The 21,184-nt window shown below is 41.6% G+C and carries 22 protein-coding genes; 10 read left to right on the plus strand and 12 right to left on the minus strand.

Annotated elements, in window-relative coordinates; translation table 11 throughout:
• Positions 1-369 precede the first annotated feature (369 nt).
• The 4 genes from RM368_RS07545 to RM368_RS38715 form a co-directional block, all read right to left on the minus strand.
• Positions 370-1,548, minus strand: coding sequence for a class I SAM-dependent methyltransferase (locus tag RM368_RS07545; protein WP_322693505.1), 1,179 nt, complete (start codon positions 1,546-1,548; stop codon positions 370-372).
• 129 nt (positions 1,549-1,677) lie between these two features.
• Complete coding sequence (locus tag RM368_RS07550) at positions 1,678-1,998, minus strand: DUF5615 family PIN-like protein (RefSeq protein ID WP_322693506.1); 321 nt, start codon at positions 1,996-1,998, stop codon at positions 1,678-1,680.
• An 86-nt stretch (positions 1,999-2,084) separates the two neighbouring features.
• Positions 2,085-2,474 (minus strand): VOC family protein, encoded by a 390-nt coding sequence (locus RM368_RS07555; RefSeq protein ID WP_322693507.1) that lies wholly within the window; start codon positions 2,472-2,474, stop codon positions 2,085-2,087.
• A 549-nt stretch (positions 2,475-3,023) separates the two neighbouring features.
• Entirely contained in the window at positions 3,024-3,179 is a 156-nt protein-coding gene (locus RM368_RS38715; RefSeq protein WP_416212220.1) for a pentapeptide repeat-containing protein, read from the minus strand.
• A gap of 79 nt (positions 3,180-3,258) precedes the next feature.
• Here RM368_RS38715 and RM368_RS07565 point away from each other — a divergent pair, with 79 nt between their 5' ends.
• Both RM368_RS07565 and RM368_RS07570 read left to right on the plus strand, forming a co-directional pair.
• On the plus strand, positions 3,259-3,609 hold the full coding sequence (locus tag RM368_RS07565; RefSeq protein ID WP_322693508.1) for a transposase: 351 nt from the start codon (positions 3,259-3,261) through the stop codon (positions 3,607-3,609).
• Entirely contained in the window at positions 3,575-3,832 is a 258-nt protein-coding gene (locus RM368_RS07570; protein WP_322693509.1) for a transposase, read from the plus strand. Before RM368_RS07565 ends, RM368_RS07570 begins: the two co-directional genes overlap by 35 nt.
• 210 nt (positions 3,833-4,042) lie before the next feature.
• Here the strand turns inward: RM368_RS07570 and RM368_RS07575 are convergent, their stop codons facing one another.
• Entirely contained in the window at positions 4,043-4,534 is a 492-nt protein-coding gene (locus tag RM368_RS07575) for a pentapeptide repeat-containing protein (RefSeq protein WP_322693510.1), read from the minus strand.
• On the opposite strand from RM368_RS07575, the gene RM368_RS07580 reads away from it, so the two are divergent.
• Genes RM368_RS07580 through RM368_RS07590 form a run of 3 tightly spaced genes read left to right on the plus strand, consistent with a single transcriptional unit; the run spans position 4,533 to position 6,129 of the window.
• Positions 4,533-4,751, plus strand: a complete 219-nt coding sequence (locus RM368_RS07580) for a hypothetical protein (RefSeq protein ID WP_322693511.1) — start codon at positions 4,533-4,535, stop codon at positions 4,749-4,751. The two genes, RM368_RS07575 and RM368_RS07580, sit on opposite strands and share 2 nt — an antisense overlap.
• On the plus strand, positions 4,748-5,032 hold the full coding sequence (locus RM368_RS07585) for a type II toxin-antitoxin system YafQ family toxin (RefSeq protein WP_322693512.1): 285 nt from the start codon (positions 4,748-4,750) through the stop codon (positions 5,030-5,032). Before RM368_RS07580 ends, RM368_RS07585 begins: the two co-directional genes overlap by 4 nt.
• 59 nt (positions 5,033-5,091) lie before the next feature.
• Positions 5,092-6,129 carry a cysteine hydrolase family protein gene (locus RM368_RS07590; protein WP_322693513.1) on the plus strand — a complete coding sequence of 346 codons (1,038 nt, stop codon included), beginning with the start codon at positions 5,092-5,094 and terminating at the stop codon, positions 6,127-6,129.
• Positions 6,130-6,244: 115 nt separating this feature from the next.
• Here the strand turns inward: RM368_RS07590 and RM368_RS07595 are convergent, their stop codons facing one another.
• On the minus strand, positions 6,245-7,135 hold the full coding sequence (locus RM368_RS07595) for a M23 family metallopeptidase (protein ID WP_322693514.1): 891 nt from the start codon (positions 7,133-7,135) through the stop codon (positions 6,245-6,247).
• A 331-nt stretch (positions 7,136-7,466) separates the two neighbouring features.
• Here RM368_RS07595 and RM368_RS07600 point away from each other — a divergent pair, with 331 nt between their 5' ends.
• Positions 7,467-8,675, plus strand: a complete 1,209-nt coding sequence (locus RM368_RS07600) for an HhoA/HhoB/HtrA family serine endopeptidase (protein ID WP_322693515.1) — start codon at positions 7,467-7,469, stop codon at positions 8,673-8,675.
• A 97-nt stretch (positions 8,676-8,772) separates the two neighbouring features.
• Here the strand turns inward: RM368_RS07600 and RM368_RS07605 are convergent, their stop codons facing one another.
• The 3 genes from RM368_RS07605 to ispD form a co-directional block, all read right to left on the minus strand.
• Positions 8,773-9,120, minus strand: coding sequence for a DUF760 domain-containing protein (locus RM368_RS07605; protein WP_094347414.1), 348 nt, complete (start codon positions 9,118-9,120; stop codon positions 8,773-8,775).
• A gap of 183 nt (positions 9,121-9,303) precedes the next feature.
• Positions 9,304-9,846, minus strand: a complete 543-nt coding sequence (scpB, locus tag RM368_RS07610) for an SMC-Scp complex subunit ScpB (RefSeq protein WP_322693516.1) — start codon at positions 9,844-9,846, stop codon at positions 9,304-9,306.
• Positions 9,847-10,087: 241 nt separating this feature from the next.
• Entirely contained in the window at positions 10,088-10,771 is a 684-nt protein-coding gene (gene ispD / locus RM368_RS07615) for a 2-C-methyl-D-erythritol 4-phosphate cytidylyltransferase (protein ID WP_322693517.1), read from the minus strand.
• A 69-nt stretch (positions 10,772-10,840) separates the two neighbouring features.
• On the opposite strand from ispD, the gene RM368_RS07620 reads away from it, so the two are divergent.
• Positions 10,841-11,800: a glycosyltransferase family 9 protein gene (locus tag RM368_RS07620; RefSeq protein ID WP_322693518.1), complete on the plus strand. Its 960-nt coding sequence runs from the start codon at positions 10,841-10,843 to the stop codon at positions 11,798-11,800.
• Between the two features lie 310 nt (positions 11,801-12,110).
• Here RM368_RS07620 and RM368_RS07625 read toward each other — a convergent pair whose 3' ends face one another.
• Entirely contained in the window at positions 12,111-12,839 is a 729-nt protein-coding gene (locus RM368_RS07625; RefSeq protein WP_322693519.1) for a class I SAM-dependent methyltransferase, read from the minus strand.
• A gap of 437 nt (positions 12,840-13,276) precedes the next feature.
• Complete coding sequence (locus RM368_RS07630; protein ID WP_322693590.1) at positions 13,277-13,747, minus strand: CRR6 family NdhI maturation factor; 471 nt, start codon at positions 13,745-13,747, stop codon at positions 13,277-13,279.
• 663 nt (positions 13,748-14,410) lie between these two features.
• Between RM368_RS07630 and RM368_RS07635 the strand changes: the two genes are divergently transcribed.
• Complete coding sequence (locus tag RM368_RS07635; RefSeq protein WP_322693520.1) at positions 14,411-14,857, plus strand: Fur family transcriptional regulator; 447 nt, start codon at positions 14,411-14,413, stop codon at positions 14,855-14,857.
• A gap of 103 nt (positions 14,858-14,960) precedes the next feature.
• On the opposite strand, the gene RM368_RS07640 is transcribed toward RM368_RS07635, so the two are convergent.
• The gene (locus RM368_RS07640) at positions 14,961-17,975 is read right to left on the minus strand and encodes a pentapeptide repeat-containing protein (RefSeq protein WP_322693521.1); all 3,015 of its coding nucleotides are present in this window, start codon (positions 17,973-17,975) and stop codon (positions 14,961-14,963) included.
• Positions 17,976-18,118: 143 nt separating this feature from the next.
• Here RM368_RS07640 and RM368_RS07645 point away from each other — a divergent pair, with 143 nt between their 5' ends.
• Positions 18,119-19,888 carry a DUF3685 domain-containing protein gene (locus RM368_RS07645; protein ID WP_322693591.1) on the plus strand — a complete coding sequence of 590 codons (1,770 nt, stop codon included), beginning with the start codon at positions 18,119-18,121 and terminating at the stop codon, positions 19,886-19,888.
• 133 nt (positions 19,889-20,021) lie between these two features.
• Positions 20,022-20,759: a phosphatidate cytidylyltransferase gene (locus RM368_RS07650; RefSeq protein WP_322693522.1), complete on the plus strand. Its 738-nt coding sequence runs from the start codon at positions 20,022-20,024 to the stop codon at positions 20,757-20,759.
• Positions 20,760-21,184 lie beyond the last annotated feature (425 nt).

A 21,184-nucleotide genomic window follows, 5' to 3' on the forward strand; every position in this document is an offset into this window, starting at 1 on the left:
TAGCAACTCTTAAAGAGGCTGCGCCAACGCTTAGAGCGAGTCATTGAGCGTTATAGCCCATCATGAACATCGCATTGTCTGATTCAAATTTAGTTGGGAAGTAGTTATTTGAAATTTAAAATATAATCCTAAATTTCAGTTTTCTTACTTCCTAACTCTGGCAATCAACCACCGGCAGCAAAAGTTAACATAATTATCACTGACAGTAATATACCAGGGGTAAGTAGTGTTACTAGCATTAGCAGGTCATGAGTGGACATAATTATTACTTTGGTAGTGTGTTTAACTTTACTGTAATCACTGTTATGCTAGTCCAAATAAGACTGATACTGCATTCTTAAATAGAGTTTTAACTTTTCAACTTTACGCTTACTCTGGCAGGATCAATCCTTTTAATGGTTGAGAGATTTCTGTTTTGTCCAGACCTTTGCTCTGAATTAAGACTCCAAAGCCGCCGAGTCCTGTGGGGTCTAGAAGTTGGTGTAGTGCATCCCGATGCTGTAGTAACTGCGAGAGAGGTTGCTTTTGCTGGGAAAGGGCTGCAATCCGATCGCCTAACCCCAGTGCCATCAAAAATAATCCCTGCTGAATAAAACCAACATTCTTTAAATTACACTTCTGGCCCCAGCGTTCCAAAGCTGTAAAGTCAACATGGGCAGTTATATCTTGTCGCCCAATATTAATATAAGGGTTGTTATGGAAACGGTGGTGATAATAGCACTGTAACGTTCCTTGCGATCGCCTGGGATTGTAGTAACGGCTGGCGGGGTAGCCATAATCAATTGTTAACACATAGCCGCGCTGCAAGCGGTCTGCTACTATACTCAACCAGTCACCAGCCGCTAAATTAATTTCACTACGGTAGCCATCTGGATATGCACTTTCGGTAAAGTTCATTTCCACTAAGTCTAAATATTCAACTAGTTGGGGCGTTGAAGGTTCCCCTGTGACTTCCACAAATGATGAGCAGGTTTCTTTCTGATTACTATCTGTTGTTACATAAATTTCTCGGAGTTCTCCCGTTTCTAGAATGAATTGATGCACGGGGAAGGCATCTACTAACTCGTTAGAGAAAAAGCAACCTGCGATCGCATTTGGTGGTATCTCCTCTAAATTACACCAACGCACAGGGAAATCTTGCAAGCGTTGCTGCTGTTCTTGTCTTAAAGTTGGAGACTTTTCAACAATTATGTACTCTAGGGCGGTAAAAAAATCTGGGTAGTGTAGCTGATGATATTTAAGGATATGCAAAGCTAGCAATCCTTGACCTGCTCCCATTTCTACCAGAGAAAAGGGTACAGGTTTTCCTAAAATCTCCCACATTTGCAAAAATTGTTCTGCGAGTAACTCGCCAAAGTCAGAACAGAGATTGGGAGAGGTAAAAAAATCACTATCTTTAAAGCCTATTTTGACTGCATCGCTGGAATAGTAGCCGTATTCAGGGTGGTATAATGCCATGTCCATGAATTGGGCAAAAGTAATTCGTTTTTGAGGATTGGTGGTAATGTGATTGGCGATCGCTGCACACAGCAAAGCATTGGAATCCATAAAATTTCAGATTTTAGATTGGGGACTACAAAAAACAAATGCTTATCAACGACGACAGGCTGCGCCAACGTCAGTCAAATTAATCGCCTCCAATCGTTAACGCAAAGGCAAGAACCAGACTTATCCTTTTTATTCTCTTTCTAAGCTACATTCATCTAGCAACAAAATTTCTTTGATCGCTAAACCAACCCAAACACGACGACCGATCTCAAATAAACCAGGCATTGCCAAGCCTGCTTGTAATCGTTCATAACCAAAAGTTATCATCGTCGCGACACCATGAGTTAGGACTACACGCTTGTTTTGCGCTGCCCATTCTAATACATTTGGATCGTCTGCTTCAGTCAATCCAACATCCTGAACGCGGACAATATCAATATTACTGTTACGACGCAGAACGCCACGAATAACCTGATTATTAAAGTTCTCATCAACCAAGAAACGCAGCATCGTAATTTACCCTTGTGGGTTGCGTCTTGCTAAAAGGCGATCGCGCTGCCCATAGCCATCTAGATCGATAGAAGGCAATTTGCTACTTAGGCACTCACCAACGACACCAGCACACCATTAGGATCGCGGACACGAGCAATAGTGTGTCCCCCAGGCTGGGTTTTAGGAGCATCTAGTGTTTTTGCACCAGCACCAATCGCTCTCATATAAGCACTGCCAACATCAGGAGTAATAAATGATATCTGGATTGAAGCCGGTGGTTGTGTAGCGTGGTTGGGATGGCAGCCACCAGGAAATAATTTCTGTGCTTCGCTACTAGAAGAGAAAGCTAGTGTAGTGTTTCCGGTTTCGATTTCGGCCCAGATAGACTGCCCCTTTTCCAGGAGAGTGCGACGAACTAAACCAAAAGCTTTTTCGTAAAACTCAACTGTTTTAACTACATCGTCTACCCAGATTACCGTGTAACCAAATTTCACAGTTTTTTCTCCTTTTCTAGAAAAATCAGTGCTAGCAAATATCTCTGCTACTTAACTGTATGCGATTTAAATACACAGTTACTTAACTCTCCAGAATGTTACGATCTGTTGCTAGGGTTTGTGCCCCTGTTTGGATCATTTCCATATCTAATGGCGACTAATCATGAGGCCTTTGACAGCGATGTGCTACTAGTAATCCCCATAATCCTTTAGGGATGACAATTGGTACAACTAATCCCTCTTTTGTCACTCTGGGGAAATAAAAATTGGATCTAAATGATGAAACCTAGATTTAGTGGGAAGATTAGCGATCGCAAGCTAATAGAAACTTTCAAACAAGCTCTAATATTAAAATCCTATCTGGGCAAGGGTTACAAATTATTCTCTGCCGAAAGTGACAAAGGAGGGCTAATCCCTCTTTTGTCACTCTGGGGAAATAAAAATTGGGGCTAAACGATCAAACCTAGATTTAGTGGAAAGATTAGCGATCGCAAGTTAATAGAAACCTTCAAACAAAGCTTTACAGTTAAAATCCTATTTGGGCAAGGGTTACAAATTATTCTCTGCCGAAAGTGACAAAAGAGGGATTAGGTCAATACGGCTTAAATTAGCTCCACTCAAGTTGGAGTTTATCAGCTCACCATCCGCTAGCCTAGCTTGTCTTAGATCGGCATCACTTAAGTTGACATTGTTCCCACCATTTATCTCTGATGCTCCTTGAACCTATCCCACTAATCTGTAAAGATGATAGCCTATTTCTGAATTGAGAAGGGTGTATCAAGCGATGGCAGGACGTTTCGAGGGGTTAACCGATCTGGAATGGAAATTGTTTGAAGATATATTTCCTCCAGAATCAGAAAAACGTGGCAAGGGAATGCCTCATGCACCGTACCGTTATTTGCTAAATAGTCTTTTATACATCTTGATTACTGGATGTCGATGGTGTGACATCCCAAAAGGAGATATATGGGCTTCAAAAAGCGCTTCACACAGATGGTTAAAGCAATGGCGGGAGGATGGAACGTTTGGATATATACAGGCGCGTGTTCTGGCGATCGCGGATGAGAAAGGCTTGATAAATTGGGACTTTGGGGCTGTTGATGGCTCTTTTTCCCCCTGGAAAGGGAGGAGGTAAAGACGTTGCTTATGGCGGTAAGGGAAAAGGAGTGTTAATTCATACACTTACAGAGGGCAATGGAATGCCTTTAGCTAACTGTACAACTCCAGCTAACGGAAATGAAACAGAGCAGGTATTACCACTGCTAGATAAAGTCAAACTTAAAACTTTAAAGCCTGGTAGGCCGCGTAAGAGACTGAAGGTCTTAGCAACTGATAAAGGTTACGATTCACTCGTATAAACGCGCTACTTTACGCTCATCGTGGAATTAGACCTCAAATCCCAAAACGAGTTTGGAAAACGAAGAAAAATAGAGGTAGACCAATCAAAATTTCTGTTCCCAGGTTTTAGCAGGAACGTTGTTTTGCCTGGTATCAACGTAAATATCGTCGTTTAGTCGTTCGATGGGAACGTCAAACAGTATATTTTGATTCCTTCATTGACCTTGCAACTATCCATATATGGATTCAAAGGATTTTATTAGTGGGATAGGTTCTTGTAAGTTGGCACGACTTAGATTAATATTGCTCAGTTCGGCACCATCTAATTCAGCACCAGTCAAGTTAGCATCACTCAGATTGGCATAACTTAGATTCGCATAACTTAGATCGGTATCACTTAGATCGGCTTGACATAAATCAGTGCTTTGAAGGTTCGCATCACTTAGTTTTGCATAACTGATGTTAGCTCTACTTAGATTTGCACTGCTCAAGTCAATTCCATAGAGATTAGCACGACCAAGGTCAACTCCTGAAAAATCTCTCTCACCTGCGGCATAGCGTTTGAGTAATTCATCTCGGTTCATAAGAGCGATAACTTCGTTGAACTTTGCTAAGCTAAATTTATTTAATAATACAAATATACTATTAAGTAAGGAAAATGAGGAGCGATCGCCCTTACTACTAGCTAAATTAGACTTATCACTAAATTCTTTGATGCTCATGCTAGAAAAAACATCTACATTCCAGAAAGCCATAGAAGCGGTAGAAGCATTAGATCCAGAAGCTCAGGCTATTCTTGTAGATATTATCCAAAAGCGCCTCAAACAACAGCGACGGGATGACTTATTAAAAGAAGTAGCGCAATCAGAAAGTGATTATGCTCAAGGTAATGTCCGCCGTGGTTCAGTTGCAGAGTTGATGGCGGAGTTAGACGAGTGAAAAATTTGGTTTGGAGTCCGACTTTTATTCGTGCTTTTAAGCGTCTAGTCAAGAAAAATCCTGAGTTACGTTCTCAAATTGAACAAGTATTACAAAAAATCGCTGAAGACCCATTTCAACCCAGTTTACGCAGTCACAAGCTAAAAGGTGATTCATCGGGTAGATACTCCTGTTCAATTGATTATCAAAATCGAATTTTATTTAAATTTGTTACAAATCCTGATTCAGGAGAAGAAGAAATTTTATTGCTAACTTTAGGTTCTCACGATGACGTTTACTAAATTCACCATTATTTTTAACTAAGGCAAGCTTAATAATGAGAAAACAAGTACAGATTTAGATGAATACCCAAACAACAACCCAACTACCCATTCCCTCGCATTTTAACCTCAATAAAGTCGGCGAAGTCTGGCGCGTACCTTATCAAGAACGTGCTGCTGAAGCTGAAATCTGGGCAAAACAACATGATATAAAATCCACATCTTTAGATAAAACTCATATTTGCTTACTGTTAATTGATGTCCAAAATACCTTCTGTATCCCTGGCTTTGAACTATTTGTAGGTGGGAAATCCGGGAATGCGGCGGTGGATGATAACGTCAGATTGTGTGAGTTTATCTATCGAAACTTGGGAATAATCACGAAAATTGTACCAACTCTCGATACTCACACTGCAACGCAAATTTTCCATCCGATCTTTTGGGTGAACCCTGCGGGAGAACATCCTACTCCAGCAGCTACTAGTATTACACCAGCAGATGTTGAACAAGGTATCTGGAAAGTCAACCCAGCAGTTGCTAACAGTGTTACTAATGGGGATTATGAATTATTAGAAAAACACGCTTACCATTACCTTAAGAAACTCAGTCAAGACGGTAAATATCCCCTGACTGTTTGGCCTTATCATTCTATGTTGGGTGGTATTGGTCATGCTCTAGTTTCATCAGTGGAAGAAGCGATATTTTTCCACGGCATTGCGCGTCAGAGTCAAACGCAATTTGAAATCAAAGGTGAAAATCCTTTAACAGAAAACTATTCCATTTTACGTCCAGAAGTGTTGGAAGATTTTGAACAACGTCCACTCGCTCAAAAGAACACGCTGCTGATTAAACAACTTTTAGAATATGATGCAGTAATTATTGGTGGTCAAGCTAAAAGTCACTGCGTTGCTTGGACAATTGACGATTTATTAACAGAAATTAAACAGGTAGATGCCACCCTGGCGAAAAAAATTTATTTGCTAGAAGATTGCACTTCCCCCGTTGTTGTCCCCGGTGTTGTGGACTACACAGAACAGGCAGATGCAGCATTTGCAAGATTTGCAGAGGCAGGAATGCACATCGTAAAATCTAGCGAAAATATAGCATCTTTTTTTTAACGCAAAGGATCGCATTCGCATTAGCGAAGCGGTAGCGACGTTAGGAGCGTCAGCGTCTCGTAGAGAAGGTTTCGCAGAGTAACACAGAGATTTCCTCTGCATTTCAAAACAAACTTCATTTTTTCAAATAGCCCTTTGGATCTTCTGCTACCCAACCCAGAGATGAACTAGAACGCACTTCAAAATGGAGGTGCGGTTGAGGGGAACTTGGTTTTCCACTAGTTCCTACTGTTCCCAGTAAGTCTCCTTTTTTCACTTGCAGACCGACAGTCACTTTGATACTGTCAAGCTGGGCATAGCGGCTTTGGAGTCCGCCACTGTGGTTAATAATGACCAATTTGCCATAAGAACCTTGATCGCTGGCAAAGGCTACAGTTCCAGGGGCGATCGCTAGCACATTACTACCAACTGGTGCTAATAAGTCAACACCACTATGGAAGAAAACTTCACCTGTCCCAGGATTTATTTGCCAGCCGTAAGCTAATCCTACATTTGCTACTTGTGCTAAGGGATATCCAGACAAAGATGTACGGTTTGGTGTACCTGCATCAGTAGGTAAAGGGGACTTAGTTACAACACCATTAGGCGACCAATTGACCCCCGGAACAAACACGATTCTGGGGTTTTGTTGGCAGCCATTCACCTCAAACAGGCTATCAGCACGAACTTTGTATTGTGCTGCCACTTGTCGCCAAGTTTGACCGCGAGGCACTTCGACTACAATCCCATTGTAGGGAGGAATCTGAAGCACACTGCCAACAGCGGCAGTTGCACCATTCTGCAAAGCTGGATTCATACCAATAATAGTTGTCGGAATGAGATTGTAGCGCTGCGCTATGCTCTCCAAAGTTTCGCCACGAACAACTTTATGGCGTTGGAAGCGAGATAGGGCTGGAGTTGAGCAACCACTTACAGCAGCGTTAGCACTGTTTGAGTATGGCAGTATGCTTACTAGGCCCAAGGCGCTTAAGCTACAGAGAAATAGTTGACGAAAGGGTAAAGTCATGTATAAAGGTCAATAGCGCATTAACTTTAGATTTTAGATGGGAAGAATGGGAATTGGGGAGCAGGGGAGACAAGGAGAAATCAATTCAAAATTCAAAATTCAAAATTCAAAATTGTACCCTTACAGGGAAGCAAGCTACGCGCAGCGTCTCGTAGAGAAGAAAAACATTGGCAGAGATTAAGGGACAAGGAGAATAACTCATGCCCCATGCCCCATACCCAATGACAAATTCCCAATCCCTAATTTCTCGTAAATTGATCTGTCCACTTGCCGTTCGCTTGACTACACTTAGAAATTAGCAACTGCATTGCTGTTCTTGAGCAAAACAATTATGAAGTTATCCTTAAAGCAACTGGCGGTTTATGTGTTTTTACTGGTAATTGGCGGTGGTGCAGGTTTGTTTGGCAGTCGCTATTTCATTCCCCAAAATCGCTCGTTCCAACAGCTAAAAAATGTAACAATGGCTTCGCCTCCAGAATCCATAGTTCCGAATTCTCCTAACGGAGCTATTGGGGCTACTGGTGGCGATAACGTGAATTTTATTGCGACGGCAGTGCAAAAAGTTGGCCCGGCTGTAGTGCGAATTAATGCGACTCGCAAAGTAGCCAATCCTATCTCTGACGCTTTGAAAAATCCCATCTTGCGGCGATTTTTTGGAGAGGATGACCAACCAATTCCTCAAGAACGCATTGAGCGCGGTACAGGATCGGGATTTATTGTGAGCGATGATGGAGAATTACTCACCAACGCTCATGTAGTAGCAGATACAGATACAGTGCAAGTTACCCTCAAAGATGGTCGCAGTTTAGAGGGGAAAGTAGTAGGAGTTGATTCTGTGACAGATGTGGCGGTAGTGAAAATAAAAGCGAATGATTTGCCGACAGTAAAACTGGGCAATTCGCAAAACCTGATCCCAGGGCAATGGGCGATCGCTATTGGCAATCCTCTAGGTTTAGATAATACTGTCACTATCGGCATCATCAGCGCTACCGATCGCACTAGCACTCAAGTTGGTGTTCCCGATAAGCGAGTCAGCTTTATCCAAACTGATGCCGCAATTAACCCTGGTAATTCTGGTGGCCCCTTATTAAACGCTCAAGGCGAAGTCATTGGGATTAACACAGCCATCCGCGCTGATGCTCAAGGACTCGGTTTCGCCATCCCCATTGAAACCGCCGCCCGCATCGCTAATGAACTTTTTACTAAAGGGCGTGTTGAACATCCTTTCTTGGGTGTTGAAATGGCAGACCTTTCTCCCATCAGAAAACAGCAGATTAATCAAGAAAATCAACTGAATATTCAGCAGGATGCTGGAATTGTGATTAAGGGAGTTACAGATGATTCCCCAGCCAAGCGTGGAGGACTGCTTCCTGGAGACGTGATTCAAAAAATTAACGGGAAACCAGTCAAAACTTCAGCCCAAGTTCAGAGGCTGGTAGAATCGAGTAAAGTTGGAGACATAATAGCGATCGAAGTCAATCGCAGCGGTAAAGTTCAAACCTTCAAAGTACAATCAGGAGCTTATCCTGAAAAGAAGTAGTCAAAATAATTCGTAATTCCTAGAGAGCGTCATTTTGAATTACGAATTAGTGATTATTTGGTCAATAGTCCTAGAATCTTTGACTACTGACTATTAATTATTGACCATTAGACAAATGCTCTAACTGCATTCTTTGTTCCATCTGGCGCAGAAAATACCCCGTCATCATTGCCGACGCTAGAAGTCCAGCTAAATTCTCCCGATCTGTTGTGATTTGCACGTTGAAATTTTCTGCCGGGAGCATTCCCACTAGCCCTTGGACATTTTGCGAGATGATTTGTTTAATTTCGGGGCTGGCGGACTGAGCAACCCTAGCTAAAACATCAGGAGACTGATGCTGTAGATATTTGAGTAACTGATTAGGGTATTCCTCAGAGTGGTCGGAAAGAAGTTGATTAGGGTGTTCCTCGGAGTTGTCATTCAAAAAATCAGGATTAAACACCATTGGCAGTTTTATTTAGCTTAATTGCTAACTCTACTCTAAACCATAGTACAAGAGTAGCGCATTCACCACGGGTATAAGTCTAGAGGAGGGGAGTAGGGTAGAGGGGGCAGAGGGGCAGGGAGCAGGGGGCAGGGGGCAGGGGGCAGAGGGGAGAGAGGTAATTTTTATTCTTACCCGTGCTTCCTATTCTCTACTCGCCACTGTTTTTAGTTCTAGTTCTAGTTCTAGTTGTTCTTCCTTCTGACTTGTAGAAAGTATTTGTGGAAGTTGTTCGATTTGGAAATACTGATGGAATTTTGGGGTTACTTGGAGTGAGTAAGAGCGAGAATCGCTGTCTCGGCGTTTGCGGATGAAACCAAGTTCAACGAGTTCTGGGACGTGCTGATATACTCCTGAACCGCGTAGGTTAATCAAGTCGCTTTGGAGTATGGGACTATTAAGGGCGATCGCTGCCAAAGTTCGCAATGCACCTACACCCAATTCTACTGGTATCATCGTTTGCACTAAATCATGAAAGTCAGACCGGAGTTGCAAACTGTAACCATTTGGAGTTTCTACTACCTCTAGGGCACTATCTCGGTGGGCATAGTTGTCCATTAGTTCAATTATGCCTTCTTTGACAGTGGCGCGATCGCACGCGGCATACTCGGCGATTTCGCCGAGCGACAAGGGTTTACCCTTTAAATAGAGAATTGCTTCTATCTTCGTCGCTGTGGCTGTAATCATTTAGTCATTGGTCATTAGTACATGACAACTAACAATCAATAAGTGTGTGGCATTATATCGTAAATTGTCAAAGTATTTTTTAAAACTTTCAAATTTGGAATTGGGGATTGGGGATTGGGCACTGGGCACTGGGCACAAGAGGCAAAGGGGCAGAAGGGAAAGACTGACTGCAACTTCTTTCTTGCTCCCCTGCTCCCTGCTCCCTGCCCCCTGCTCCCCTGCCTCCCTGCTCCCCACTCCCTCAAAAGCCTCTACTGGTGAGAATAAATTCTGCGATCGCTAAGTCTTGTGGAGTGGTCACTTTTAAATTTGTCTCTTCTCCTTCGACAATTCGGACTTCGATGCCACACTTTTCAAATAAAGCAGCGTCGTCTGTTACTTCCCAACCTTGACGGACTCCTTCAGCATGGCACTGTTTTAACAACTTGACATCAAATCCTTGGGGAGTTTGTGCCGCCCATAGTTGTCGTCTGTCGGGTGTCTCTTGAATTATGCCTTGTTCATCAACTATTTTGATGGTGTCTTTGACGGGTACACCAGCAATTAAACCGGGACAGTGGCAAATAGCCTCGGCACAAGAGTTAAATAAATCTGGTGTTACCAGGCATCTAGCACCATCGTGAATCAACACTTGTTCTGCGGCTATTGGCAGAGATTGCAAGCCATTGTAAACAGATTCTTGACGGGTGGAGCCGCCTTGAATTAATTCTACTGGTTTAGTCAGCTTTAGATCGGCAATAATTGCTTTGAACTCTGGCCAATCGCTAGACTGAGAAATAATCCCGATCCAACTGATTGTACTGGCGGCTTCTGCGGCTAATAAAGTCCAAGCAATAATTGGTTGCGATCGCACTTCTAGCAGGAGTTTATTGCGGTTACTCCCCATTCTTTTTCCGATTCCCGCAGCTGGAATTAGTAAATACACAGAATTCCTCAATCTTTAAGCTATATATTTTCCCCTAAAATAGGGAGCGAGTAAGCGTCAATAAATATTATGCGAGTAGTAGCCCTTGTACCTGGCGGAATTGGCGACCAAATTCTCTTCTTTCCGACTCTAGATGACCTCAAGCGCCATTACCCTGACGCTCAGATAGATGTCGTTGTTGAACCCCAGTCAAAGGCTGCCTACCGAGTGAGCAAGTCAGTTCACGAGGTGCTGAACTTTGATTTTAATGACCGTAACAGTCTGGCAGATTGGGGTAATTTAGTTGGGACGATTCGCGATCGCGAATACGATGTTGCTATTCTTGTTGAGCAAAATTGGTTGGTAGGTCTTTTACTCTGGTTGACGGGAATTCCTATACGTATTGGCTACCAAGGCAAAGGATCGGGTTTTCTTACCCATACTGTGCCATTCAAACCATCTCAGTATGTGGCAGCAGTTTATCATGACTTGCTGCAACCGTTGGAAATAAATAGCTCTGTCCCAGAGTTAGCAGTAAATGTACCAAAACCAGATATTGAGTGGGCACAAAACGAACAAAAACGTTTAGGGGTTCATGAAACAGGCTATATCTTGATTCATGGCGGTTCTGGCCAGTTATTAAAGGCTAAAGAACTAGATAAAATCTACCCTGTCGAGAATTGGCAGCAAATTATTCAAGCCTTCCAACAAAAGCAGCCGGATCTGCCTGTGGTGGTTATTAAGGGACTTGATGATGAGCTGTTTGTGCGATCGCTTCTGGAGTCTTCTCCAGATATCAAGGTGACTGCCCCAGATGATATTGGTAAGTTAACTGCCATAATTGCCGGGGCAAATTTGATGTTATCTACTGATAGCGCGGCACTACAAATTAGTGTTGCAGTTCAAACCTATACCATTGCCATATTTGGCCCCAGCGATCCAGCTAAGTTGTTGCCGAAAAACGATAAATTTCTAGCTATTGAATCCCTTACGGGAAAAACGGCAGATATTTCACCAAACACAGTTTTAGAGAAAATTTGGGGTGGCTAAACCAGTAGTTTTCCCAAACTTCGATACCTAGAACAGACAGTAAGCCTCAAAACCTCTCTCTTTACAGGAGAGAGGTGAATATATTGCATACAAATGAAAAGCTCTATAATTTCTCACTCAGCCGTTGTCACAAGCTGGGAACGGCTTTCAGTTTTTATTTAGACAAATCGATCTATTCTAGTGCGTAATACCACAATCTTGTAGAGTTAAACCCAAAATCCTTAGAGATGCGTTAGCCCAGCAAGATGAAGTACAATTTCGCATCTCTAGAGGTCAAGGTCAAATTCCTCATCTAAAATCAAAAATGGCATTAGAGGCAAGCAATAAATGTCCAGCTTGCCATATATGTTCCCACAAATATACTGGGATAATCAGCATTACTATCGGAAACAAACCAATCAGGAGTCGCTTTCTGCTGTCGAACCCTCTTTTCCAAACCAATTTGTAAAGATATATTTTCGTGAACAATTTTTGCATTAGCAATTTCTAGCATTTTCTCTATTGACTTTTGTAGCCACTCTGCTCGAACAAACAAACTGTGAGATGGATGATCGCCGTAGCAAAAAGGTACAATGAGAACAAGATATCCTTTGTCGTTTAGTATTTTATTCAGACAAAATTGAATAATTTCTTGATCGTCTTTTTTTTCTTGGGTATCTTTGTTAATACTGTGAAATAACAAACCCGCTAGTACGACTGCATCAAATTTTTGATTATCTTCAACAAGTTCAGACAAGAAAAGCGATAAATCTTTGGTAACAAACTTTCTATTTGGGTAAAGTTTTAAACATTGTTCAATAGCTAATTCACTGTGATCGACTCCTAGATAGTCACATCGAGCCGGAAGATATTTGCTTAAAGCCCCATTACCGCATCCTAAATCTAATAATGAGAATGAGTTTTCTGGAAAAGTGTTACTTAAAAAACCACCTGTAGGTGTATATCGGGTGAGATTTTCCGGGGCTTCAAAGTAAGAATAATAGTCATCTTGGAAACGTTCTTCTTCAGATGTTGCACGCTCAGGTACTAAATTTTTCATTCCAAAACCCTCATTTTTTCAAGCTTGTTTGATTACAAAATTGCTCTTTCAGGATCTTGCGAACTACTGAAAGCGCTTTAACGAAACAGTATAAAATAAAACCTGTTTTCTTTACTGTATAAGAAACAGGTTTCTATTCTCAGCATATTTGCTATGGTTAATTTAAAAAATATCTTTTTAGATAGAGAAAAATTTCATCCTTAAAGAATATTTGAAATATTGCAAAGTATACTATGGGTCAATACGATTCAGTTAAGTTTCTGGTATTGATTTCGGCAAATAGAGACGCGAAATTATACTTCGTGTCGGTCAATCCGCTAAGGCTTCTCTACACAAGATTTAGGGCTTAACTGAACGATGTTGCAATATCAGAATAATCTCACACAGTTTACTAAAACGAAGAAAATTTTCTCAAAATTCCATCACCTATTAGCTATTTAAAATATTTCAAAAAAAGCATCATCTAATTCATAACCTAGAATTTGCGCCATAGACTTTAAGCGCGAGAGGCTGGGTATGTTTTGTTGTTTCAGCCAATCACCTAAAATAAAGATTTTGTGCATCAAAAATATCTCTAAGGCTTCAGGATTGTACTGAATACCTTCTTGGGCACTAAACTGGTGTGGTACAAGCATGGCGGCATAACGAGCAAATTCCCCAGCTTTCCAATCTAGTAAAAATGGCAACCAGGGATATTTGGCATCTAGACGCACAAACCACAGGCGCACCTCTGGAATTTCTGAGAGTTCCCGCGGATCTCCAGGCTGGAGATCGTAATTGACATCAAAGCGTAGCTGCTGTTCGTGGGATGCAACCCCATCTTGCAGCATTTTTTCAATCACCGTTGATGCAGGGGACAGATCCAGATTGTTAATGAAGTCATTATTGAGTGCGATCGCAATTGTCATTGATTTAGCAGCCACCTTCTTGATGCTCAACTGTAGGATCGAGAATATACAGTAGCAGCTTTCAGAGATTGACGCTACATTGACTTTGGATCGCACAAAGTCTTTTTCATAAATAAATTAGTATTTACTGATACTTTTTGCTGATAATCTCGTCAACCCATACAAGGTTTAAACACAAGTCTGACCTTGCTCAAATTTATTTGATACTTTTGCTTAATTTTCGGTGATTTTAACAAATATACATCTAGTTACTAGTTTTGATATGAGCCACTGGCTATCGCTATTCACTTCACTGATTTTTACTAAAATTAAATGTTACTTTTATCATTGCTATAATTACTCGCATCTAATTAAAGAATTACTACACGATTAATATGGTACGCCATTAGAATTAGCCTACTTGGGTAAGGCAATGGCTGCCCCAAGGTGGACATTTACAGCAATTTTAAGTTAAAGTTGTAATGAGTTTGTTTTAGATTAAGGTCTGACAAAGTAGCCGTCAAGAAGCAAAAAAAATTATAATCGCCACCTGTCACTTTCACAGCATCAAAAGGCAAAACATAAGTACAGGTGAGACAGCGGTGTGCAATATCATTGCATATATTAAATAACCAATAAACATTTAGACGGAAAAATTCCCCCCAACAGTTAACAAGCTGTAATATGCAAAAACAAACAATTACTACAAAACCAATTCGTTCCTTAGAAGATGCACTTGAGCGCTGTCAAATCCTGGGTATGCGCGTCAGTCGTCAGCGTCGCTTTATTCTGGAATTACTTTGGCAAGCCAATGAACATCTTGCTGCAAGAGAGATTTACGATCGCTTGAACCAACAAGGCAAAGAGATCGGTCATACCTCTGTTTATCAAAATTTAGAAGCTTTATCCAGTCAAGGAATCATTGAGTGTATTGAACGTTGTGATGGGCGTTTGTACGGCAACATTAGTGACTCTCACAGTCACATAAACTGTGTGGATACAAATCAAATTCTTGATGTTCATGTGGAACTACCAGAAGATTTGATCCGCAAAATTGAAGAAGAAACAGGAGTGCGGATTACTGACTACAGTATTAACTTTTTTGGCTACCGCAATCCGGAGGAGGGCTAGGGAGCAGGGGAGCAGGAGAGCAGGGGGCAAGGAGGAATTATTGAAAATCTCTCCCTTGTTTCCTTTGTCTCTTCTCCATGCCCAATGCCCAATGCCCCATACCCTATTCTCCAATTGAATTCTTGCCAAAAACTGTCTCATCATCGGCATCATCATCATCTAAATCTACTGATAAAATTGCGCCTTCACAGCTTTCAATTAGTCCGATCGCAGGGGTTTCGTTCCAATTAACGTTTGTGTTTGGCGTGATTTTCACAGTGTTTAAAAAGCGCTGCTGCGATGCCTGCGGCGGTAAACTACGCAAATGCTTCAGTTTTTGAAACAACTCTTTAGAGAACAAGGCTCCATTATCAGTAGCTAATTTTTTGTCACTCGCCGCAAGGATGGCGTCAAATAAGCAGGCGTTGGTGAGATCGGCAGAATTAAGATTTGTCCCCATCAGGTTTGCCTGTTGCAGGTTTGCACCTGTGAGATTTGCCTGTTGTAGATTCGCACCTGCGAGATTTGCGTGTTGTAAGTTCGCGCCTGCGAGGTTCGCCTGTTGCAAATTGGCTCCAACCAAATTCGCACCTGTTAACTCCGCATTAGATAAATTTGTTTGCTCAAGATTTACCCCAGTTAACATCACTTGCGATAAGGAGGCTCCCGATAAATTGAGTCCAGCCAGAGACTTGATTCGGGTTGCAAAAGCACTTTTATGCAAAACCATTGTCCTAGCAATTAGCACACTCAGCATTTCTGGGTTGAATTCTATTAAATTGACTGGATTCCCACAAGGCCAAAATGGAACTTTTGTTTCTCGGTAGCAAGCACAAAGCAATAAAAATACATTCAGTCCCACCGCAGCATTTACCTGTTCAACATTCACAGGATTTTGCAGTGCATGAAAATTAGTCAAAGCGTTGTGGGCTATCCCCTCATCTAACCAACGTCCTTGACAGTAAGCACGCCAGAAAGATAAAAGACTTTGAAATAAAACTTCAAACGAAAATTTGTGCTTTTGCTGGCGACGCAATCCGGCGATCGCTAGTTCTTCTATTTCTTGGCTAAGTATCCCGTAACCTAGTAAATTATAAATATTCTGGGCTACGCTAATGGGCGTACCATAAGCCTCATCTTGGTACTGAGTCAGAAATTTAAGTTGGGCAGCAATAGCATCTGCACAAAGAGATTCTCCTAACTTGAGATGCGAAAACTCAATTAAACTACTTTTTGCTGTGCTTTCGCCTGAGCTTTCTACATCCCAAATTTTAAAATAAAATGCTGGTAAACTATTAAACTCACCAGTTAGATTAATTTGATGGCGTTGCGAGTGTAAAATTTTGAGAGCGCTCGCTTGCATCCGATCGAGTAAATCTTGGGGATGACGATTAGCGAGTAAATTAGCGATCGCTTCTGGAGTCCGATGAATATGAGCTGTACCCGAACGCAGTAACATCGTCTTGATCCCACCAATTAGCGGATAACCCAACAACCATCGACTCAGACGATGATGAATTTCCCATAACAGAAAAGACTTTTGGGTATTAGCAGCTAATTGCAATAGTTCATCATCTAGCAATCCCTCGCGGTGCAAGATGCCCAACAAATGCAGCATTAGGGGTTGACGGATAAGGGCAGATAATTCGCTTAACTTTGATTGGCTGTTAAATAACCCTGCCTGTTTTAACAATGTAAAGAAATTTTGAGCAATGGGTAATGATTGCAGTTTTGCCCACTGTTGAAACCATTGCTTGAATTCGTCCACATCCAATGGCTGAATAATAATTCGCCTCAATAATAGCGGTACTTCCGAGACGATTTCTGGTAACGTCGTTGAGCGACTTGTCAACACAATTTTGTGGCGGTGCTGAGATTGAAAGTTCAGTAATTGCTGAATAAAAATTGCTTGTGCCCTGATACCCTGAGCAGAATGGGGCAGTTCATCTAAACCATCCAGCAGCAACAGACAAGGGAGATTTTCTTGCTCTAACCAAGTTGAAAGATTAACACCAAAAGCAGAATTTAAAGTTTCGATTAAAGTTTTACCGTATTTTACATCTCGCAACCTAATTACTATAGGCATCCAAGTAGGGTACAATTCCTGTGCTACCTGTGCTGCCCAAAGTTGGCAAAAACTAGTTTTTCCATAACCCGGTTCTGACTCAATAACAGCGATCGTTTCTAAATCAGTTAACTGTTGCTGCGCCCATGTTTTTAAATCAACTGGTTTAACAGCTTTTTGATCTTGCTCAGAAATATTTTCCTCTATTGGTAAGCCTTTTTGTGGCACATAGATATCCTTAAGAGCAAAGGATTCCATTAGCAAAGGGATACTGAGATTTTTAATCAAACTCGCACGGTAATGTTCTCGGTGCAAATCAATTTTTTCACTGACTGTAGAACCAACTTCTGAGGTGATGAAACTGGGAGATAATGAAATCCCCAAACGGAAAAATTTTTGCAGTTGGGCTAAAGGAGCAGCATTCTCGGTGACGACTACCAGTATGTCACCAGGAAGTGAGTTGACCAAGCGCTGTGTTAGAAGTTTCGCTTCCGGTTCCTCTGCACCATTGGCAATTAACCAAACGATCGCAGCACTATTTATTTGTTGCACCAGCAATGAATCTGCAACCGAAGACAGTGCTTGTTCAGCTTGAGTATCAGTCAATTTACCTGGGCTGAGAGTTTTTAGCAATCCTTGTAGTTGCGGATCTTGGAGGATGAATTTACCTACGTCCTCTTTAAGTATGTGTGCTTGTATGGGTATAATTGCTCGGTCTAACCACGGTTTTTGTAAGCTTGCTTCCTGCTCTAGAATTGCTTGCAAAGCTTGGAGATAGGCAATTTGAAACGCTAGCCACGTTCCTTCGTTACGTTTTAACGGTTTTTTTTGGCTGAGACTACGCAACAGTTTTTCTGTCAACAGGGAAATGACACTGATTTCTTCCCAAACAATACTTAAGGGCAGTTCTAAAACCTCTACCAAGGTACAGATATCAAAAGGCATCAGGCTTTTGAGTTCCATATCCTGAACAATACGGTAGGCAATACCTGCCAATTGCCCCTCAGAAAACTCTCTGATTTGATTGATTGCGATATGGCGTTCTGCCAACCAGTGCCGAATACTCAGGTTCATTTAATTACACAGTGAAAGCTGTTTATGGCAATTACGATCGATTTATCAGTTTGCGAAAACAGGTGACAATGGGGAAGACAAAGTTTTATATCAAAGTTGTTTTCTGATTGGTAAAAAACAGTGCCGATCTAATTGAGTGGACTATGAGCGATCGCCCTTTAAAATTATTATTAATCGACCAAGATCCAATTTTTCGTCTGGGATTACGGATAGCCCTAGAAGCGATTCCTAACCTAGAAGCGATCGCAGTTGTAGAAACTGATACCATTGCCTTGCAGATTCTAGCAGAAATTGCCGAAAAAGACCCTAACCAGTTAAATTTGGTAGTTTTAGAATTTGGCAATGGTCGCTCTACCACCAGTCAACAGCTAGGTTTACAATTCTGTCGGCAACTCAGAGCCTTATATCCCAACCTACCAATCCTGCTCCTCAGTTCTATTCAAGAACAAGGATTGCTATTAGCTGCCAAATCAGTTGGTATCAATGGCTACTGCTCCAAAGGTACACCACTTCCTGAGTTAGTCGCCGCCATACAAGAAGTTGCAGATGGTGGTTCTTACTGGTGCCAGGATACAGAAGCAGTAATAACTCCTAACTCCTGTACAGACGCGATTAATCGCGTTTCTACTCCTAACTCCTCACTCCCCTTGTTTAAACTGCGAAATAATTTACGTTTGTCAGGAATCGCTAACATTGATGCTACCCTAGCCGCAGTAACAGCACAATTACAAACTCCCGGACTACCAGTACTAGATCGAGCCATTCTAGCTGGACAGCGGCGAGAACTGTTAGCGGCTCGTTGGTTGCTAAATCGGTTGTTGGTTTCATCACAAGAAAGGCAAGAGGAACAGATTCCGGTTGCTGATGAGCCACCTTTGACTCCTTTATTAAGTGGTGCCATTCAGCAAAGGCAAACTGTATCACCTTTACTGAGTCCGGGAACCCTACAATCTGCCTTGTTTACATCTTGTGTTGCTAAACTTCAATTTTCTTTACGAAATGTCACAGATATACCTTTAGAAATTGATATCTTTCGTGAAGATAAAAAACGGGAATTACTTTATCTGATCCTACAAAAATTAGCTGGACAGTTGGATGAACTGCGTACTTCTCAAATAGAGATAAATCAATTATATGAACTAAAAAATACTTTACTATGTGATTTATGGCAAGCAGCAATTACAGATTTTTTTGGAAAGTTTTCTCGAATCAAAATAGTTAATCAACACATAGAAATTGTTAATTTGTTACTGCAAAATACAGAGATTGTCCAGAGAGAGATTATCAATAAAATTCCGCTAGTTTGTGAGTTGTATTCTTATCTGTTATTTCAAACAGAATTGAACATTGATAATACTTCCTATCCAGTAGGAAGTGCCGAAGCTAAGTCTCAAGCATTAATGATTTTAGAGAACTTATTGATTCAGGTCGCGAATGGAGTAGTGCAACCACTATTAAATTATTTAGCAGATGTAGAAGAGATTAAGCAAAACTTTTATGGACGCCAATTGATTTCTACAAGAGAAATTGAACGGTTTAGAAATGATTTGTCGTGGAAATATAGATTAAAAAATTATATAAACGAGCCAAAAGCAGTTTTTGAAAGTCGGTATGAACTATTTGTAATTGCGCCTCGTGGCATTGCCAATACTTCAGTTTATGCCCCTCGAAATCAGGAGTTAGTAAAACTTTCTAATATTCCCTTAGTAGTGACATTGCTCCTAGAATTTAGTGATGCGATCGCACCGCGTTTAAAATCACTATTAGCTGTTTTCGGTAGTGGTATAGTCTTCATACTTACCCAAATAGTTGGTCGGGGTTTAGGTTTAATCGGTCGTGGTATCCTTCAAGGTATTGGTAGCGTTTCGTCAGTAGAAAAGAACTTTAAACGAAATAGCGATCGATCTAAGTGAACCAGCAGGCAAGGGGAGCAGGGGGAGAAATCAATTCAAAATTCAAAATTCAAAATTCAAACATTGTTGAACTTCTGCCTTCTGCCCCCTCTTTCCCAATGCCCAATGCCCAATGACAAATGACAAATGACAAATGACAAATGATTTTATCGGGCTAGCAATTTCTTATGTTTACGCTATCAGTCTGCTTGTGATTGGCGAGGGACTACGTAGGCTATTTGGTGTAAAGCCGGATTTGACCCGCAAAGTAATCCATATTGGTGCAGGGATGTGGGCTTTCGGAGTCCTGCTACTGTTTAAGAATTGGGAAATCGGAATTATACCTTTTGCTACCTTTATCGGACTGAACTACTTGTTTTACCGCTACCGAATCATCGGCGCAATGGATACGCAGGATAGCTCACCTGGTACGGTTTATTTTGCGATCTCAGTGACACTACTGTTCGGGCTACTGTGGCGACCAGATGGGCCAGTAGATAGCGTTGCGATCGCCGTAGCTGGGATAATGGCAATGACCTGGGGTGACGCACTAGCAGCATTAATCGGTAAACGTTTTGGGCAACATAAATACCAAGTGGGAAGTTCTGTGCGTTCCTGGGAAGGTTCAGCAGCAATGTTTGTAGCGAGTATAGTAGTGATTTTCTTGGTGCTGTTACTGCTACCTGGTTCGTCGCTAAGTCCCCTAGCAAAGCCTTTAAGTTTCGGATGGGCATTGCTGACGGCGGTGGTAACTGCTACTTTTGCAACCCTAGTAGAGGCAGTCTCGCCCCACGGCACAGATAACCTCAGCGTACCCCTAACAGCGGCGGGAGTCGTGTGGTTTTTTTTGCAGGGTTTTAAGGCACTCCTAATTACCTCGTTCTCAGTCTAAAACTAGAATTTCAGCCACTCATAATATAGATTCTCAATAAAAACAGCTATTTCACTGCGATATCTGCGGCGGGCTATGAGGCTCGACGGCTCACTAATGCTGTCTATTGGTATCGCACTATTAAATAGTTGATTTATATCCCTAATTTTTAGCACCTAAGTTTGGAGTACTGCTCCTCGATACTACAATACTACTATTTTGAAGTTGGCAGTGTTCGTAAACACAAGATATCTGTGATCGAGAACACATATTTTTTGATTGAGACAACTATATGATCTTCCCCACATGGACATACAGCAAGAATACATCTTGTAACCTGATTTCCATCTTTTTTCTCTTAACTCCAGCGATATACCGTTATGCTTCATTTTCTGATTGAGCAGAAATTGTCAAAGCATACCTGAAAGGATTTCCCACAATTGAAG

It is taken from the genome of Nostoc sp. DedSLP03 (assembly GCF_034530815.1).
Classification (GTDB): domain Bacteria; phylum Cyanobacteriota; class Cyanobacteriia; order Cyanobacteriales; family Nostocaceae; genus Nostoc.

Coding starts and splice junctions, on each gene's coding strand:
- RM368_RS07545 (WP_322693505.1), bottom strand. CDS start 1,548: ATGGATTCCAATGCTTTGCTGTGTGCAGCGATCGCCAATCACATTACC.
- RM368_RS07550 (WP_322693506.1), bottom strand. CDS start 1,998: ATGCTGCGTTTCTTGGTTGATGAGAACTTTAATAATCAGGTTATTCGT.
- RM368_RS07565 (WP_322693508.1), top strand. CDS start 3,259: ATGGCAGGACGTTTCGAGGGGTTAACCGATCTGGAATGGAAATTGTTT.
- RM368_RS07570 (WP_322693509.1), top strand. CDS start 3,575: ATGGCTCTTTTTCCCCCTGGAAAGGGAGGAGGTAAAGACGTTGCTTAT.
- RM368_RS07580 (WP_322693511.1), top strand. CDS start 4,533: ATGCTAGAAAAAACATCTACATTCCAGAAAGCCATAGAAGCGGTAGAA.
- RM368_RS07575 (WP_322693510.1), bottom strand. CDS start 4,534: ATGAGCATCAAAGAATTTAGTGATAAGTCTAATTTAGCTAGTAGTAAG.
- RM368_RS07590 (WP_322693513.1), top strand. CDS start 5,092: ATGAATACCCAAACAACAACCCAACTACCCATTCCCTCGCATTTTAAC.
- RM368_RS07595 (WP_322693514.1), bottom strand. CDS start 7,135: ATGACTTTACCCTTTCGTCAACTATTTCTCTGTAGCTTAAGCGCCTTG.
- RM368_RS07600 (WP_322693515.1), top strand. CDS start 7,467: ATGAAGTTATCCTTAAAGCAACTGGCGGTTTATGTGTTTTTACTGGTA.
- RM368_RS07605 (WP_094347414.1), bottom strand. CDS start 9,120: ATGGTGTTTAATCCTGATTTTTTGAATGACAACTCCGAGGAACACCCT.
- scpB (WP_322693516.1), bottom strand. CDS start 9,846: ATGATTACAGCCACAGCGACGAAGATAGAAGCAATTCTCTATTTAAAG.
- RM368_RS07620 (WP_322693518.1), top strand. CDS start 10,841: ATGCGAGTAGTAGCCCTTGTACCTGGCGGAATTGGCGACCAAATTCTC.
- RM368_RS07625 (WP_322693519.1), bottom strand. CDS start 12,839: ATGAAAAATTTAGTACCTGAGCGTGCAACATCTGAAGAAGAACGTTTC.
- RM368_RS07630 (WP_322693590.1), bottom strand. CDS start 13,747: ATGACAATTGCGATCGCACTCAATAATGACTTCATTAACAATCTGGAT.
- RM368_RS07635 (WP_322693520.1), top strand. CDS start 14,411: ATGCAAAAACAAACAATTACTACAAAACCAATTCGTTCCTTAGAAGAT.
- RM368_RS07640 (WP_322693521.1), bottom strand. CDS start 17,975: ATGAACCTGAGTATTCGGCACTGGTTGGCAGAACGCCATATCGCAATC.
- RM368_RS07645 (WP_322693591.1), top strand. CDS start 18,119: ATGAGCGATCGCCCTTTAAAATTATTATTAATCGACCAAGATCCAATT.
- RM368_RS07650 (WP_322693522.1), top strand. CDS start 20,022: ATGACAAATGATTTTATCGGGCTAGCAATTTCTTATGTTTACGCTATC.